Source organism: Curtobacterium poinsettiae (genome assembly GCF_025677645.1).
Lineage (GTDB): Bacteria > Actinomycetota > Actinomycetes > Actinomycetales > Microbacteriaceae > Curtobacterium > Curtobacterium poinsettiae_A.
The window spans coordinates 3,537,973-3,553,400 of record NZ_CP106879.1 but is presented as its reverse complement, the minus strand read 5'-3'; the positions used below and the strand labels follow the sequence as shown (position 1 = coordinate 3,553,400).

Annotated in this window: 17 protein-coding genes; 7 read left to right on the top strand and 10 right to left on the bottom strand. The window is 72.8% G+C overall.

Going from position 1 to position 15,428, the window contains the following annotated elements; all coding sequences use genetic code 11:
- The first annotated feature begins 23 nt into the window (after window positions 1-23).
- The 3 genes from OE229_RS16965 to OE229_RS16955 are packed head-to-tail and all read left to right on the top strand — an operon-like array spanning window position 24 to window position 4,797.
- Complete coding sequence (locus OE229_RS16965) at window positions 24-1,097, top strand: 3-oxoacyl-ACP synthase III (protein WP_182064995.1); 1,074 nt, start codon at window positions 24-26, stop codon at window positions 1,095-1,097.
- A complete protein-coding gene (locus OE229_RS16960) occupies window positions 1,094-3,808 on the top strand; it encodes an alpha/beta fold hydrolase (RefSeq protein WP_263344780.1) in 2,715 nt (904 codons plus the stop codon). Before OE229_RS16965 ends, OE229_RS16960 begins: the two co-directional genes overlap by 4 nt.
- Window positions 3,805-4,797, top strand: coding sequence for an NAD-dependent epimerase/dehydratase family protein (locus tag OE229_RS16955; protein ID WP_259580222.1), 993 nt, complete (start codon window positions 3,805-3,807; stop codon window positions 4,795-4,797). The genes OE229_RS16960 and OE229_RS16955 overlap by 4 nt, the downstream gene beginning before the upstream one ends.
- Here OE229_RS16955 and OE229_RS16950 read toward each other — a convergent pair.
- The 10 genes from OE229_RS16950 to OE229_RS16905 all read right to left on the bottom strand — a co-directional run bounded on the left by OE229_RS16950 (window position 4,773) and on the right by OE229_RS16905 (window position 10,387).
- Window positions 4,773-5,423, bottom strand: a complete 651-nt coding sequence (locus OE229_RS16950) for a gamma-glutamylcyclotransferase family protein (RefSeq protein ID WP_262139011.1) — start codon at window positions 5,421-5,423, stop codon at window positions 4,773-4,775. The genes OE229_RS16955 and OE229_RS16950 overlap by 25 nt on opposite strands.
- A 100-nt stretch (window positions 5,424-5,523) precedes the next feature.
- Complete coding sequence (locus OE229_RS16945) at window positions 5,524-5,940, bottom strand: MFS transporter permease (protein WP_262139010.1); 417 nt, start codon at window positions 5,938-5,940, stop codon at window positions 5,524-5,526.
- Entirely contained in the window at window positions 5,937-6,563 is a 627-nt protein-coding gene (locus tag OE229_RS16940; protein WP_262139009.1) for an Asp23/Gls24 family envelope stress response protein, read from the bottom strand. Before OE229_RS16940 ends, OE229_RS16945 begins: the two co-directional genes overlap by 4 nt.
- 78 nt (window positions 6,564-6,641) lie before the next feature.
- A complete protein-coding gene (locus tag OE229_RS16935) occupies window positions 6,642-6,815 on the bottom strand; it encodes a CsbD family protein (protein WP_262139007.1) in 174 nt (57 codons plus the stop codon).
- An 82-nt stretch (window positions 6,816-6,897) separates the two neighbouring features.
- Complete coding sequence (locus OE229_RS16930; RefSeq protein ID WP_182065168.1) at window positions 6,898-7,461, bottom strand: hypothetical protein; 564 nt, start codon at window positions 7,459-7,461, stop codon at window positions 6,898-6,900.
- On the bottom strand, window positions 7,458-8,039 hold the full coding sequence (locus tag OE229_RS16925; protein WP_262139005.1) for a DUF6286 domain-containing protein: 582 nt from the start codon (window positions 8,037-8,039) through the stop codon (window positions 7,458-7,460). The genes OE229_RS16930 and OE229_RS16925 overlap by 4 nt, the downstream gene beginning before the upstream one ends.
- 9 nt (window positions 8,040-8,048) lie before the next feature.
- Window positions 8,049-8,363, bottom strand: coding sequence for a hypothetical protein (locus OE229_RS16920; RefSeq protein WP_209134215.1), 315 nt, complete (start codon window positions 8,361-8,363; stop codon window positions 8,049-8,051).
- On the bottom strand, window positions 8,360-8,551 hold the full coding sequence (locus OE229_RS16915; protein ID WP_017885412.1) for a DUF2273 domain-containing protein: 192 nt from the start codon (window positions 8,549-8,551) through the stop codon (window positions 8,360-8,362). Before OE229_RS16915 ends, OE229_RS16920 begins: the two co-directional genes overlap by 4 nt.
- Complete coding sequence (locus OE229_RS16910) at window positions 8,548-9,000, bottom strand: Asp23/Gls24 family envelope stress response protein (RefSeq protein ID WP_262139003.1); 453 nt, start codon at window positions 8,998-9,000, stop codon at window positions 8,548-8,550. The genes OE229_RS16915 and OE229_RS16910 overlap by 4 nt, the downstream gene beginning before the upstream one ends.
- A 169-nt stretch (window positions 9,001-9,169) precedes the next feature.
- On the bottom strand, window positions 9,170-10,387 hold the full coding sequence (locus OE229_RS16905) for an AraC family transcriptional regulator (protein WP_263344777.1): 1,218 nt from the start codon (window positions 10,385-10,387) through the stop codon (window positions 9,170-9,172).
- Between the two features lie 82 nt (window positions 10,388-10,469).
- Here OE229_RS16905 and OE229_RS16900 point away from each other — a divergent pair, with 82 nt between their 5' ends.
- The 4 genes from OE229_RS16900 to pgi all read left to right on the top strand — a co-directional run bounded on the left by OE229_RS16900 (window position 10,470) and on the right by pgi (window position 15,197).
- Window positions 10,470-10,760, top strand: a complete 291-nt coding sequence (locus tag OE229_RS16900) for a metal-sensitive transcriptional regulator (RefSeq protein ID WP_027466001.1) — start codon at window positions 10,470-10,472, stop codon at window positions 10,758-10,760.
- Between the two features lie 31 nt (window positions 10,761-10,791).
- Window positions 10,792-11,010, top strand: coding sequence for a heavy-metal-associated domain-containing protein (locus tag OE229_RS16895; protein WP_182065163.1), 219 nt, complete (start codon window positions 10,792-10,794; stop codon window positions 11,008-11,010).
- A complete protein-coding gene (locus tag OE229_RS16890; protein WP_262138999.1) occupies window positions 11,007-13,259 on the top strand; it encodes a heavy metal translocating P-type ATPase in 2,253 nt (750 codons plus the stop codon). Before OE229_RS16895 ends, OE229_RS16890 begins: the two co-directional genes overlap by 4 nt.
- Before the next feature lie 216 nt (window positions 13,260-13,475).
- On the top strand, window positions 13,476-15,197 hold the full coding sequence (gene pgi / locus OE229_RS16885) for a glucose-6-phosphate isomerase (RefSeq protein WP_209134205.1): 1,722 nt from the start codon (window positions 13,476-13,478) through the stop codon (window positions 15,195-15,197).
- The last annotated feature ends 231 nt before the right edge of the window (window positions 15,198-15,428 follow it).

Genomic DNA, 15,428 nt, shown 5'->3' with positions numbered 1-15,428 from the left:
GGAAGTATGTGTCGGTGACGATCATGACGGAACGGCCGGTCGACCAGGCATCGAGCAGTGAACCGGAGCAGCCCGGCAACGCCACGGCGAAGCACCGGAACGTCTCACTGCTCTCCGTGGCGACCACCACGGCGGAGCGTGTGACGACCTCGGCCGACATCGAGGCCAAGCTCCGCGGGGTCCTCCGTCGGCTCCGTCTGCCGATGGGGCTGCTCGAGCGCGTCGCCGGGGTCATCGAGCGTCGCAACTGGGGCGAAGGGCAGACCTTCCAGGACGCCGCGATAGACGCCGGACGTCGCGCGATGGCCGAGGCCGGTGTCCGTCCCGACGAGATCGGGCTGCTCATCAACACCTCGGTGACGCGCCCGCACCTGGAGCCGAGCGTCGCCGTGCGGTTGCACCACGGGCTCGGCCTGCCGTCGTCGGCGATCAACTTCGACATCGCGAACGCCTGCCTCGGGTTCGTCAACGCCATGAGCGTCGCCGCGGGCATGATCGACTCCGGGCAGATCAAGTACGCGCTCGTCGTCGACGGCGAGGACGCCGACCAGGTGCAGCTCAACACCATCGACCGCCTGAACCAGGGCGGCCGGAACCGCAAGGACTTCATGAGCGAGTTCGCCAGCCTGACCCTCGGGTCCGGCGCTGCTGCGGCCGTGCTCGGCCCGGCGGACCTGCACCCCGAGGGCCACCGGATCGTCGGCGGCGTCACCCGCGCGGCGACCCAGTGGTACGACCTGTGCGTCGGCAGCGTCGACGGCATGTTCACGGACGCGAAGATGCTGCTCAAGGGCGGCATGGAGCTCGTCGTCGCCGCCTGGACCGAGGCCCGCGCCCACTTCGACTGGGCGAACATGGACCGCTACGTGCTGCACCAGGTCTCCGACGTGCACACCAACGCCTTCGTCGAGGCGATCGGCATCCCGCGCGACAAGGTCCCCACCACCTACCAGCGCTTCGGCAACGTCGGTCCCGCGTCGATCCCGATCACCCTGGCCGACGAGGTCGCTTCCGGCGGCATCCGTCGCGGTGACCGCGTGTTCCTGGGTGGCGTCGGTTCCGGCATCAACACGGCGATGATGGAACTCCACTGGTGAGGTCCCGGCTGCCCCGCGTCGCCGCGAGCACGGCTCCGGCGACGCAGCCGCCCTCCCTGCCCGGCCTCGACCCGGCCTGGTCGCGTCTGGTCTCGGTCCCCGAGTGGTCCGGCGATCGCGCAGGAGGAACGGATCGCGCCGCGCGCACGTGGCACCTCCTCGACACGGCCGGCGCCCTGGCCGCGCTCGGTGTGGAACCGGTCGGCACGATCCTGTGCGTGCACGGCAACCCGACCTGGTCGTACCTGTGGCGGTCGGTGCTCCGCACCTCGCTCGAGGTCGCCCAGGCCGGCGGTCCGGCCTGGCGCGTGGTCGCCGTCGACCAGCTCGACATGGGGTTCTCGGAGCGCACCGGCGTCGAGCGCGGACTGGCGCAGCGTGTCGCAGACCTCGGGGCCTTGACCGACGAACTCGGGCTGACCGGACCGGTCGTCACCCTCGGCCACGACTGGGGTGGTGTGGTGTCGCTCGGGTGGGCGGTCGACCACCCGGACGTCCTGGCCGCCGCGATGACGTGCAACACCGCCGTGCACCAGCCCGACGACGCCCCGATCCCGGCACCGCTGCGGCTCGCCCTCGGCCCGGGGATGCTCGGCCGCGCGACGGTCGTGACCCCGGCGTTCCTCGAGACCACCCTGGCCATCGCGCACCCGAAGCTCGACCGTGCCACGGCCGACGGCTACCGGGCGCCCTACCGCGGTGCCGCCCGACGCGGGGGCATCGGCGGCTTTGTCGCGGACATCCCCGTCGACGCCCGGCACCGGAGCACCCCGGAACTCGACCGCATCGCCGCCGGTGTCGCCGCGCTCGACGTGCCGGTGCTCCTGCTCTGGGGTCCGCGCGACCCGGTGTTCCTCGAGCGCTACCTCGACGACCTGACCGAACGCGTGCCGCACGCCGACGTCCATACGTTCGAGGGCGCCGGGCACCTGCTGCCCGATGACGCCGACGTGGCGGGCGCGGTGTTCGACTGGCTCGGTGACCGCCTGCCGGACGGTGGCCGTCCTGCCCAGGCCCCCACGGGCCTCCAGGCCGCCGTGGACCCGGGCCCGCCCGCACAGGCGACCCCGCCGCTCTGGGCGCGGCTCGACGAACTGCGCGAGCGCGACGAACCCGCGCTGGTCGAGATGGCCGCCGCCGGCGGCCCCCGTACGATCACCTGGCGGCTGCTCGCCCGACGGGTCGACGAGATCGCCGCAGGACTCGACGACCTGGGCGTCCGGAGCGGCGACCGTGTCTCGCTCCTGGTGACCCCCGGCGCCGACCTGACCGCCGTCCTGTACGCCTGCGTGCGGATCGGGGCGGTCGTCGTCGTCGCGGACGCCGGACTCGGACTCGGCGGCCTGACCCGGGCCGTCCGCGGAGCCCGACCGGACTGGATCATCGGCGCGCTGCCCGGGCTCGGTGCCGCGCGTGCTCTCGGCTGGCCGGGGCGACGCATCGCGACGGTCTCGTTGCCCGCGCCGGCCCGGAAGGCACTGCGGGTGGAGCACACGCTCGTCGACGTCGCCCGCCGCGGCGCCCGCCGTCTCGCCCACGGCACCGCGCTACCGACGGCCCCGTCGCCGGACGCGCCCGCTGCCGTGCTCTTCACCTCGGGATCGACCGGCCCGGCGAAGGGCGTCGTGTACACGCACGGGCAGCTCAGTGCCGTCCGGGACGCCCTGGCCACCCAGTACGACGTCGGTGTCGGCACCGGGCTCGTCGCCGGTTTCGCACCGTTCGCGCTGCTCGGCCCGGCCCTCGGCGCCCGGTCGGTCGCGCCCGACATGGACGTCACCGCGCCGCGCACCCTGACGGCGAAGGCGGTCGCGGCCTCGGTCGCCGCGGCTGATGCCACCGTGGTGTTCCTGTCGCCGGCGGCCCTGGCGAACGTCGTCGCGACCGCTTCGGAACTCACCGACGCCGACCGCCAGGCACTGCGGGGCGTGCGGCTGTTCCTGTCGGCCGGAGCTCCCGTCTCGGCTGCGCTGCTGACCGCGGCGACCGAGCTGATGCCGAACGCCAGCGCGCACACCCCCTACGGCATGACCGAGGGGCTGCTCATGACGGACGTCGACCTCGACGGGGTCCGAGCCGCCGGACGGTCCGACGACGAGGGGATCTGCGTGGGGGTGCCGGCAGCGAACGTCCGCGTCCGCATCGCGCCGCTCGACGGTTCCGGGCGCTCGACCGGAGCCCTGACGGACGAGCCCGGGGTCACCGGCGAGATCGTCGTCGCGGCACCACACGTGCGCGACCACTACGACCGGCTCTGGCGCACCGACCGGGTCTCGCGCCTCGGCGTCGACGACCCGCGCGGGCACCGCACCGGGGACGTCGGGCACCTGGACGCCGCGGGACGGATCTGGGTCGAGGGCCGGCTGCAGCACGTGCTCACCACTCCGGACCGGGTCGTCACGCCGGTGGGGCCGGAGCAGCGGATCGAGGGCGTCGACGGTGTCGGACGCGCCGGCGTCGCAGGCATCGGTCCGGTCGGCACGCAGCAGGTGGTGGCCGTCGTCGAGACCGACCCCGCCGTACGGCGGCCGGGTCTGGCGTCGCCGCAGCTCGCCGGAGCGGTCCGTGCCGCCGCCGGAGTGCCACTCGCCGCGGTGCTCGTCGTGCCCGTGCTGCCGACCGACATCCGGCACAACTCCAAGGTCGACCGCACCCGGCTGTCCCGCTGGGCCGGCTCGGTGCTGTCCGGCGGACGGATGGTGCGTCCGTGAAGGTCCTGGTCACCGGTGCCAGCGGGTTCCTCGGGCAGGCCACCGCAGCCGCCGTGCGGGACGCCGGGCACGAGGTCCGGACCTTCCAACGTCGTCCCTCCGGAGTGCCCGGGGTGCAGGACGTCGCCGGGACGATGACCGACGACGCCGCGATCGCCCGCGCGGTCGACGGGGTCGAGGCCGTCGTGCACCTGGCTGCGAAGGTGTCGCTCGCCGGGGACCCGGCTGACTTCGCCCGGGTCAACATCGAGGGCACACGCTCGCTGCTGCGGGCCGCCCGCGCCGCCGGGGTCGGACGCTTCGTCTTCGTGTCGTCGCCGTCGGTCGCGCACACCGGTTCGTCGCTCGTCGGGGCCGACGCCGGTCCGGCCGAACCGTCCCATGCGCGTGGCGACTACGCCCGCACCAAGGCCGCTGCGGAGCTCCTGGCGCTCGACGCCGACGCCCCGGAGTTCGCCGTCGTGGCGGTCCGGCCGCACCTGGTGTGGGGTCCGGGCGACACGCAGCTCATCGGACGGATCGTCGAGCGGGCCCGGGCCGGACGACTCCCGCTGCTCGACTCCGGCGCCGCGCTCATCGACACGCTCTACGTCGACAACGCCGCGACGGCGATGGTCGCGGCGCTCGAGCGCGTCACGGACGACGGCGTCCACGGCAAGGCCTACGTCGTCACGAACGGTGAGCCCCGCCCGGTCGCCGACCTGCTCGCCGGCATCTGCACGGCGTCGGGCGTCCGACCGCCGCAGTGGCACGTGCCGGCCGCGGTCGCGCGGGCCGCGGGCTCCGTGGTCGAGGCCGTCTGGAGGGTCCGACCGGGCGAGGACGAGCCGCCGATGACCCGGTTCCTGGCCGAACAGCTGTCGACGGCGCACTGGTTCGACCAGCGGCGGACCCGGCAGGACCTCGGGTGGACCCCGTCGGTGTCGATCGACGAGGGGCTCGAGCGACTGGCGGCGGCAGCGGCTCAGGCCTCGTCGGCCGCCACGTAGACCCAGGCCGTCCAGCCCGAGGCCAGCGTGACCCGGATGCGCTGGTAGTCGGCGACCTCGTAGCCGTCGACCGCGCGGAGCTGCCACTCGTACCCGAGCGTCAGGGCCACACCCTCGACGACGTCGCCGGCAGAGCCGCGGCGCAGGATCGGGTGCAGGTCGGAGCCGCTCGTCCGGATGACGTCCGGGTCGGTGATCGTCACCCAGTCGAGCCGCCAGCCGGGCAGGGCGTCCGGCGTGGTGGGGACGTGGTCGCCGAACAGCGACTCCTGCACGAGCGGCTGCTGGAGCGTGCCGTAGGAGAAGACCCGGTGCGTCTCGCCGGCGCGCGGCGTCGGACGCTTGACGGGACGCGGAGCGATCGCCGGGGTCGAGGTCCAGACGAGTGCCCCGGCCAGGCCGGTCAGGCCGAGGTGCAGCAGCCCGATGACGCCGAGGGTGCTGCCCCAGAAGATCCCGGATTCGTGCCTGAGACAGCTGGACTGCGGCCAGAACTCGGATCCGGACAGGCACTCGTACCGGTTCGTGACCCCCACCACCAGACCGATGACGCCGACGACGAGACAGACGAGCGCGAACGCGCCGAGACCGATGACCCAACGCTGGCCGGGGGAGAGACGCTTCACGTCGCGAGGCTAGCGGACGGGCCGTGGACCCCGGGACCACCCGGGTGGGCCGACCCGGTCGGGTGGGGTGGGCCTCCAGGCCGGGACCGTGCGTACGACGTCAGCCGGTGAAGCGGTTCCAGAGCTCGGTGACGATGGGCCAGACGTCGCCCGCGCGGTCGGCGGAGCCGACGGCGACCAGGACGACGGGGACCAGGGTGACGGCCATGCTCACCAGGACGGCGAGCACGACGGCGGTCGTCGCGGTCGCGGTGTGCCGGCGGGTCAGGGCGAGCAAGAGCAGGGCGAGCACCACGACCGCACCGAGCAGGGCGATCAGGGTGACCCGGACGAACGGGAACGGCACGAGGCCGGCGGTGGTGGCGGTGACCCCGCCGAGGAACCCGACCAGCGGCAGGAAACCGCCGACCGCGACGGCGAGGACGAGGAAGACCCCGATGCCGCCGGCGAACCAGACGCCGCGGGGTCGGGGGCGCCGGTCGCGGGACCGGCGCCCTCCGGACCAGGCGGTGGTCACGGCTGGTCCCGGTGACGGGGAGCCGCGGCGGCGTCCGCTGCCGCATCGGCGGCGACGGCTGCGTCGTCGGCTGCGTCCGCCGCCGTATCGGCCGCCGCATCGGCCGCGTCGGCGGCGGTCTCGGCGGCGCGCTTGGCGGCGTCGCCGGTCGACTCGGCCGTCTGCTCGACCGCACCGGTCGCCTGCTCGGCGGCGCGTCCGAGCGGGGACTGCTCGTCGTCGAACGGACCGTGCACGTCGACGACGCGCACGTGGACCGAGGTGCGGAGGTCGGACAGCTGCCGCGTCGCTGCGGTGACCTGCTGCCGGACCTCGGCGGCGACGTCCAGCACCGGGTGCGGGTAGCTGACGACGACGGCGACCTGCACTTCGAGCACACCGTCCTGCTCGTCGACCTGCACGCCGGGGGTGCCCGCCGAGCGGCCGAGCTGCTTCCGCAGCTGGTCGGCGGCACGGGCGGCGATCCCGCCGAGGTGGTGCACGCCGGGCACGCCGAGCGTGGTCTCCGCCGCGGTGCGCGCGATGATCGTCGCGGTGTTCGCGTCGTCGGGCAGCGGCTCCGTCAGTACTGCGGGCAGGGTCACCTCGGTGACCTGCGTGTTCGCACGGGGGTCGTGCCGCATGGTTCCTCCTCGTTCGGGATCTGCGCGGTGACGCATCGGGGCACCCGTCCGACGGGTGCCCCGATGCGGTCGTGCGACCTACTTCTTGAAGACGTCCTTGACGTCCTCGCCGGTCTGCTTCGCGCTCGCAGCGGCCTGGTCCTTCTTGCCCTCGGCGACCTTGGCGTCGTCGTCGGTCAGGTTGCCGACGGCTTCCTTCGCCTTGCCGGCGAGGTCCTGAGCGGCGTTCTTGATCTTGTCGTCGAGTCCCATGGCGGGTCCTTTCCTGAGTGGGCGGCTGCCCGGTGGTGTGGCGGTGGGCCGGGAGGCCCGGGGTGCGTCCGGCTGACCGGTGTCAGTGGACGCGGGTCGACTTCGCCAGCGCGGAGCGGGTACCGCCGGTCAGGTGCACGAGCACCGGGACCGGGCGGCCGAGGGTGCGGTCGAGGACCGCGACGGCTCGGTCGACGGCGTCGAGCACGGTGACGGCGTCCCCGCCGCGGCGGACCGCGACGCGGATGCGAGCGGCACGCTGCTTGCGCACCAGGTAGGTGTCGACGCGGGAGCCGACGACGTCGCGGACCCCGGCGAGCTCGTGCTCGACGACGTCGCGGACGAGGGCGACGTTCACCGTGACGGCGTCCTCACCCGAGCGTTCGCGGACGGCGACGGACGTTCCGCCACCACCGCGGGTGAACACCCACACGAGCGACAGGACGATCACGAGGGCGGCGGCCCCGGCGACGATCCACAGCGCGGACGCGGGGACGTCCAGGTTGCTCGGCAGGTCGACGTAGGGCTTCATCGCGTCCTGCACGGCGGGCAGCACACCCGCGCCGATGGTGAGGCCGACGACGACGGCGACGAGGCCGAGGACGAAGAGGATGATCCGGTTCATGGTCCGGTTGCTCTTGGTCATGCGAGGGTTCCCTTCTCCTCGACCCGGACGCGGACACGTCGGCCGAAGCGCTCGTCGAGGCCGCTCAGACGCTCCACGACGGCGGCGCGGACGCTCGCCTCGTCGACCGGCACTCCGGTGACGGGGACGATGCGGACCTCGGTGGTACGGCCACGGGCGGTGGCGGTGGCGGAGGCGTTCCCCTCGGGGACACCGGCCGCCATGCCGGCGGCGTTCGCCGCGGTGGAGGCGACGATGCGGGTGTCGATGACGACCGCACCGCGCTCGTGCTCGACGACCGATCGGTGCTTGCGGCCGGGCTTGAGCGCGAGGACGACCAGCACGACACCGAGGAGCACGAGCGCACCCGCGACGACCTCGACGACGGTGACGAACGCGGCGTCCGGGCGGAGCGCCGTGTCGACCACGGTCTGGGGGTCGGCGACGAGCGGCGGGCGTCCGATCGCGCTGAGCACCGCTTCGGTGCCGATCCAGGCGGCCACCAGGGCGAGCACCACGAGCGCCACCGCCACTGCTGTGGAGCGGGAGCGGTGCACGCTCCGACGACGGATGCGTCGTTCGACGGAACCGTTGCTCATGATGGCCTCCTAGCGGGCACGGGACCCGTGCTCGCGCACGATCCCGGTGAGTTCGATGTGGGCACTGCCGACGCGGCGACCGGTCAGGTCGCTCACGCGGCCCTTGACCTGGTCCGCGATCCGGATCGACCCGGAGACGATGTCGTCGCTCGCGGCGATCGGCCCGGTGATGTCGAGCGACAGTGCTCCCGACGCGTCGCCGAGTCCGACGCGCACCCGCTTGGCGGGGGCGCCGAGCCCTTCGGCTGCGACGGCCCGCGCCAGCGAGGTGAGCGCGCGTGCGGTGATCTCGACGCGGCCCGGGACGTCCGGGCCGGCGTTCACCGGGAGCTCCGGCGTCCGGTCAGCACGTCGGTCAGGGCACCGCGGTCGATGCGACCGGTGGCGAGCGCGGCCACGAGGGCCCCGATCGCACCGAACACGATCACGAGCACGAAGCCCCAGAACCCGAACTGCAGTGCCACGACGGCGAGGACTGCGCCGATGAGGGCGCCGATCAGCGTGTTGCTCATGCGACTCGCGCTTCCTTCTTCTCGTCCTCGTTGTCGTCGTCGTCGCCCGGGATGTAGACGTCCTGGACGGTCACGTTGACCTCGGCGACCTCCATGCCGACGATCTGCTCGAGGGCACGGGCGACTCCGGCACGGACGCCGTCGGCGACCTGCTGGAGCGACACCGGGTACTCGGCGACGATCACGATGTCCGCGGCGACCTGCTTCTCGCCGACCTCGACCTTGACGCCCTGACCGAAGTCGCGCTGGCCGATGGCGTCGCGGAGGGCTCCGATGGCACGGGCTGCGCCGTTGCCGAGGGAGTACACGCCGTTGACCTCGCGGGCGGCGATGCCGGCGACCTTCGACACGACGGTGTCGTCGATGACGGTCTTGCCGGTGACGCCGCTGGTGCCGGCGTGCGAGGTGGCACGGGTGGCCGTGGTCGCGGGGGTGATGGTGTCAGCCATGTTCGTTCCTTCCGTTGACCCGCCGGGCGTTCCCAGCGGTTGCTGTTCACGGATGAGACGGGCTGTGGAAGAGATTCGTCACACGCGGATTCCCGGACTCGGGCGATGTCCAGGGATGCCCGGAGAACCGGGGACGTGTGTGTACCCCTGAGGCGTTCCAGCAGGCCGTTCAGCCGATTCCGGCCGCGCCGTTGCGCTCGGCAGCGGCCCGCATGGCGCGGACACAGGCCATCGGGGACTCGCCGCGCTCCTCGCGGAAGAGCTGCTGCAGCCGTCGGGGCAGCACCCCTGCAGCGGCCGCGACGTCGTCGAGCGTGAGCGGGTCGTCGAGGTGCTGCTCGATGAACGCGACTGCGCGCCGGACCCGCCACGACGCCTTCCCGGACTCCGGCTGCGCCGCGAGTGCTGCGCGCTTCGTGGTGGCCGGGTCCTCGCCGAAGCGTTCGCGGTAGGTCTCGGCGAACCGGCCGGGGTTGGTGAAGCCCCAGCGGCGGGCGATCGCGGCGATCCCCGACGACACGAGTGGGCAGTCTGCGCCCGTCGCGCCCCCGCGGCCCGCACGCAGGAGCTCTTCGCGTACGCGGTCCAGGCGGTGGTCGCGGAGGAACCGGTGCGGGGTGGTGTCGAGCGTCCGGGCGAAGACGTCCTGCAGCCCGCGCTGGCTCAGTCCGCACGCGGCGGCGATCGTGGGTACCGAGGGGCGTTCGCCGGCGTGCTGTTCGATGAACCGGATCGCGTCGCGGAGCCGGTTCGCCACGGGCACGTCGTCGCCACGGTTGCGGATGGGGAACGTGTCGAGGATGACCACGGCCAGCCGACGGTTCAGGGCGGTCCGCATCGGGCCGAGCACGCGGTCGTCGACCAGGGCCGGCCCGAGCTCGCGGATCAGGTGCCGCAGGGGTTCACGCCGGGCGACGACCTCGTCCTGCTGGTCGAACAGCAGCGGGCCGTCGGGCAGGCGGTAGCCGAGGTCACGGCCGACGCTCCGCAGGAACCGGTCGGACACGTGCACGCCGTTGTAGACGGTGCCGTCGGACTCGAACCGGTAGGCCTCGGACGCCGAGGCGATGTACGGGCTGCCCGGCTCGACGACGCGGGTGCGGTCGGCGAAGTGCATCTCGAGCCGGCCCTTGGTGAGCCAGAACACCACGTGGTCGTCCCGCACGCCGATGACCCCGCCGCGTCGGCCGCCCTCGGCCCGCATGGTGCGCAGCGACAGGTCGTCGTCGCCCACGACCGTGTACTCGTACCGGGTGTCGTCGGTGGCGAAGGTCTCGGAGGCGAAGTCCGAGCCGCCGTACTCGGCCGCGAAGATCGCGGAGTAGTCGGAACCCTCGCCGTCGGAGAACCGCAACCGGCGGAATCCGTTCGTCGTCGAGGGGTCCATGCGCCGATCATGCCATCAGTCGCACCGGGCACGGGAAGGAATACCCTAGGGGGGTACCGTGTTGAGAACGGTGGAGGCAGACATGCACGAACACGTCGGGTACATCGGCGACAAGGACGACCTGCTCAAGCGACTCCGTCGCGCCGAGGGACAGGTGCGCGGGATCGCGCGGATGGTCGAGGACGAGACGTACTGCATCGACGTCCTCACCCAGATCTCGGCGGCGAACCGGGCGCTCGAACGCGTCGCGCTGTCGCTGCTCGAGGACCACCTGGCGCACTGCGTCGCCGAGGCCGTCGCCGAGGGTGGGGACGCCGCCGACGAGAAGGTGCGCGAGGCCAGCCAGGCGATCGCCCGGCTCGTCCGCTCCTGACCCTGACGACCACCACCGAGAAGGAGACACCATGACCACCGAAACGCTGCTCGTCGAGGGCATGACCTGCGACCACTGTGTGATGAGCGTCACCGAGGAACTCACCGAGGTCGACGGGGTCTCGGGCGTCGACGTCCGACTCGTCCCCGGCGGATCGTCCGAGGTCACCGTCAGCTCGACGGCACCCGTCGACGCGGACGCCCTCCGCGCCGCGGTCGCCGAGGCGGGGTACGAGGTCGTGCGCTCGTGACCGACCGCACCGTCGAACTCGACATCACCGGGATGACCTGCGCCTCGTGTGCGAACCGCATCGAGCGGAAGCTCGGCAAGCTGCCCGGGGTCACCGCCACCGTCAACTACGCCACCGAGAAGGCGCAGGTGCAGGTCGCCGCTGACGGCACCGCCGACCCCGAGGCGCTGATCGCCGCGGTGGAGTCGGCCGGTTACGGCGCCACGGTGCCGGCCCCGCCCGCCGCCGCCGCCGCTGACGCCGAAGCCGTGGCCGATGCCGACCCGACCGGCCCGCTGCGCCGACGTCTGATCGTGTCCGCCGTGCTCGCGGTGCCCGTCGTGGTGCTCTCGATGGTGCCGGCGCTGCAGTTCCCGAACTGGCAGTGGCTCGCCCTGACGCTCGCCGCGCCCGTCGCGGTCTGGGGCGCGCTCCCGTTCCACCGTGCCGCGTGGGTCAACGCCCGGCACGGCGCCGCCACCATGGACACCCTGGTGAGCGTCGGCGTCCTCGCCGCCTTCGGGTGGTCGCTGTACGCCCTGTTCTTCGGCGACGCCGGCACGACCGGCATGCACATGACGTTCTCGTGGTTCGCCACGGACCCCGAGGCCACCGACCTGTACCTCGAGGTCGCGACGGCCGTGACGGTGTTCATCCTCGCCGGCCGGTACATGGAGGCCCGCGCGAAGACGCAGTCCGGTGCCGCACTCCGGGCACTGCTCGAACTCGGTGCGAAGCACGCCACCGTGCTGCGCGAGGGTGCCGAACACCGCGTGCCGGCCTCGTCCCTGGTCGTGGGCGACGTCGTCGTGGTGCGACCCGGCGAGCGGATCCCGAGTGACGGCCTGGTGCAGGACGGCTCCTCGGCCGTCGACCTCAGCATGCTCACCGGCGAGTCCGTGCCGGTCGAGGTCGGACCGGGCGACCGGGTCACCGGCGCGACGATCAACGTCGGCGGCCGGCTCGTCGTCGCGATCACCCGCGTCGGCGCCGACACCGAGCTCGCCCGGATGGGTCGCCTGGTCGAGGACGCCCAGACCGGCAAGGCCGAGGTGCAGCGCCTGGCGGACCGCGTGTCCGGGGTCTTCGTGCCGATCGTCATCGCGCTCGCCGTGCTGGCCTTCGTCGGCTGGCTCGTGTTCGGCGGCTCGGTCACCGCGGCCTTCACCGCGGCCGTCGCCACCCTGATCATCGCCTGCCCGTGCGCCCTCGGACTCGCCACGCCCACCGCCCTGCTGGTCGGGACCGGTCGAGGCTCACAGCTCGGCATCCTGATCGGCGGTCCGCAGGTGCTCGAGCGCACCCGCGGTGTCGACACCGTCGTGCTCGACAAGACCGGCACCGTCACCACGGGGTCGATGACCCTGCGGTCGGTCACCGCCGCCGCGAACCCCGGGGGCACCGAGACCGAGGACGTCGTCCTGCGCCTCGCCGCAGCGGTCGAGGACGGCTCCGAACACCCCGTCGCCCGTGCCGTCACCACCGCGGCCCGTGCCCGAGGCCTCGACCTGCCTGAGGCCGAGCAGTTCACCGCGACCGCCGGCGCCGGTGTGCAGGCCGTCGTGGACGGCGACGTGGTCCTGGTCGGTACGACCCGCTGGCTCACCCACTCGTGGTCGATCACCCTGCCCCCGGTGCTGTCTGACGCCGTCGACCGCGCCGAGGCCGACGGGGGCACGGCGGTCGTCGTCGCCCGGAACGGCACGGCCCTCGGCGTGGTCGTCGTCGGCGACACCGTGAAGCCCGAGGCCGCCGACGCGATCGCCCGCTTCCGGGCGCTCGGCCTGCACCCGGTGCTGCTCACCGGCGACAACGACGGTGCCGCACGTGCGGTCGCCGCGAGCGTCGGCATCGATGAGGTGCACGCCCGCGCGACCCCGGCGTCGAAGCTCGAGACCGTCCGCCGGCTGCAGGCCGAGGGGCGGAGCGTCGCGATGGTCGGCGACGGCGTGAACGACGCCGCCGCACTGGCCGCGGCCGACCTCGGCATCGCCATGGGGGCGGGCACCGATGCGGCCATCGCGGCGAGCGACATCACGGTCGTGAGCGGTCGGCTCACGGTGGTGGCCGACGCCATCCGGCTGTCGCGCGCGACGCTCGGCGTCATCAAGGGCAACCTGTTCTGGGCGTTCGCGTACAACGTCGCGGCGATCCCGCTCGCGATGGCGGGGCTGCTCAACCCGGTGCTCGCGGGTGCGGCGATGGCGTTCTCGTCCGTCTTCGTCGTGACGAACAGCCTGCGGCTGCGTCGCTTCGCGGTGCAGCCGTGAACCCGGCGAGCCCGCGGCCCTGAACCCGGCGAGCCGACCGCGGCCCTGCACGCGACCGGCCGGAGGGCGTGACGCGCGCAGCGAACGCGAGCCGCGCCTCCCGGCCGACTGTGCGCACCACCCGCCGGAGCGCACTACGCTCGAAGACGGTCCGCGACGCAGCGCTGCGTGACCCGCGGGCTGTACGTCTCGAACGTGATCCCCAGGAGGACCGAAGTGACCGAATCCGCTCCCGTCGACCCCACATCGACCGAAGGCTGGAAGAAGCTCGACAGCATCGCTGCCGGCTTCACCCCGGACCTGCGAGGGTGGTTCGACAGCGACCCCGGTCGTGCCGAGCAGTACACCTTCCAGGCGGCCGACCTGACCGTCGACCTGTCCAAGGGCCTGGTGACCGACGAGATCCTCGCCGCGCTGCTGCAGGTCGCGAAGGACACCGGCGTCGCCGAACGCTTCCAGGCGATGCTCGCTGGCGAGCACATCAACGTGACCGAGGACCGCGCCGTGCTGCACACCGCGCTCCGCCGCCCGAAGGCGACCGAGGGCCTCGTGCCGGCCGCGCCCCTGACCGTCGACGGCCAGGACGTCGACGCCGATGTGCACGCCACGCTCGACAAGGTCTACGGCTTCGCCGAGCAGGTCCGCAGCGGCGCCTGGACCGGCGTGACCGGCAAGCGCATCGAGACCGTCGTCAACATCGGCATCGGTGGCTCCGACCTCGGCCCGGTCATGGTCTACGAGGCCCTGAAGCCGTACGTGCAGGCTGGCCTCGAGGCCCGCTTCGTCTCGAACATCGACCCGGCGGACATCTACGAGAAGACCGCGGACCTGGACCCCGAGACCACGCTCTTCATCGTCGCGTCGAAGACCTTCGGCACGCTCGAGACCCTGACGAACGCACGCCTCGCGCGCCAGTGGCTGTGGGAGGAGCTCGGCCTGACCGACGCCGCCGACGACGAGAAGAAGAACGCCGTCGCCAAGCACTTCGTCGCCGTGTCCACCGCGCTCGACAAGGTCGAGGCGTTCGGCATCGACCCCGAGAACGCCTTCGGCTTCTGGGACTGGGTGGGCGGCCGCTACTCGGTCGACTCGGCCATCGGGACGAGTGTCGTCATCGCGATCGGCAAGGAGAACTGGGAGCAGTTCCTCTCCGGCTTCCACGCCATCGACGAGCACGTCCGCACCACGCCGCTCGAGCAGAACGTCCCCGTCCTGATGGGCCTGCTCAACGTCTGGTACACGAACTTCCTCGGTGCGCAGAGCCACGCGGTCCTGCCGTACACGCAGTACCTGCACCGCTTCGCCGCGTACCTGCAGCAGCTCACGATGGAGTCGAACGGCAAGCGCGTCCGCTGGGACGGCTCGCCCGTCACCACCGAGACCGGCGAGGTCTTCTGGGGTGAGCCCGGCACGAACGGCCAGCACGCGTTCTACCAGCTCATCCACCAGGGCACCCGCCTGATCCCGGCTGACTTCATCACGGTCGCCAACCCGGCCCGTCCGCTCAAGGACGAGACCGGCGACGGCAAGGGCGTCGCGCCCGGCACGGACGTGCACACCCTGTTCCTGGCGAACTTCTTCGCGCAGACCAAGGCGCTCGCGTTCGGCAAGAGCGCCGACGAGGTCCGAGCCGAGGGCACCACCGACGAAGGGATCGTCGCGGCGCGCACGTTCCCGGGCAACAAGCCGACCACGTCGATCATCGCGCCGGAGCTCACCCCGAGCGTCCTCGGCCAGCTCATCGCCCTGTACGAGCACATCGTGTTCACCGAGGGCACGATCTGGGGCATCGACTCGTTCGACCAGTGGGGTGTGGAGCTCGGCAAGCAGCTGGCGCTGCAGGTCACGCCGGCCGTCGAGGGCGACCAGGCTGCGCTCGACGCGCAGGACCCGTCGACCAAGGCGCTCATCGCGAAGTACCTGGAGCTGCGGAAGTAACGCACGCCCCCACCTGACGGACGGGAGGCCCGTGGCGGATCCGCCACGGGCCTCCCGTCCGTCGTGTGCGTGCGCTGCGGCCGCGGGCCGGACGCCGGGCCGGTTTCGCGCTCAGCGACACCTCACGCGCGCGCTGGCCCGAGAGGTGTCGCCCAGCGCGAAACGCGCCCACCCCCGCGCCCCGCCACCGCGCCGGACGGTCCGACGGTGTCGGTCGGAGCGGCTACGGTC